This window comes from Mesorhizobium sp. M0816, assembly GCF_040320005.1.
Lineage (GTDB): Bacteria > Pseudomonadota > Alphaproteobacteria > Rhizobiales > Rhizobiaceae > Mesorhizobium.
On sequence record NZ_JAMYOT010000104.1, the window covers coordinates 1 to 834 of the forward strand.

The window sequence follows — 834 nt, forward strand, 5'->3', positions numbered from 1 at the left end:
GCTCGATCGTCGCTGCCGACCGCAAGATGATCCGTTACCGGTCCTGCCGGCCGCCTGAGACGGAACTGCGCGGCCGCTTGCGAGATCTTGCCAATGAGCGCCGGCGCTTCGGCTATCGGCGGCTGTTCATCCTGCTCAGACGCGAGGGCGAGCCGTCGGGGATCAACCGCATCTATCGGCTCTATCGCGAGGAAGGTGTGACGGTGCGCAAGCGCCGGGCAAGACGGCGAGCAGTCGGCACCCGCGCACCGATCCTGGTCGAGGCAAGGCCGAACGCCCGCTGGTCGCTGGATTTCGTCCACGACCAGTTCGCCTGCGGCCGGCGCTTCCGCGTGCTCAACATCGTCGACGACGTGACACGCGAATGCCTGGCGGCGATCCCAGACACCTCGATTTCAGGCCGGCGTGTCGCGCGCGAACTGACGGAACTGGTCACCCGCCGCGGCAAGCCGGGCATGATCGTCTCCGACCATGGCACCGAGTTCACCTCGAACGCCATCCTCGCCTGGTCGAAGGATCACAAGGTGGAATGGCATTACATCGCGCCGGGCAAGCCGATGCAGAACGGCTTCTGCGAGAGCTTCAACGGCCGGATGCGCGACGAACTCTTGAACGAAACCTTGTTCTTCGGCCTCGACCATGCCCGGACGACGATCGCCGAATGGGCGGACGACTACAACCGATCGCGCCCACATTCGGCGCTCGGCTACATCACGCCCGCGGCTTATTCCGCCAATCTCACCGCAACGGGCGATCAGCTGCACAACCCCGACCAGCTCCGCCGATCGCCCGTTGCTCAACCCGCGCCATACGGCGTACAACCCGCCGAGGCTC

1 protein-coding gene is annotated in these 834 nt (G+C 65.6%); it reads left to right on the top strand.

Translation table 11 applies throughout. The features are described from left to right. Nucleotides 1-834: IS3 family transposase (locus tag NKI17_RS36860; RefSeq protein WP_352907954.1), on the top strand; the 834-nt coding region annotated here is incomplete at both ends.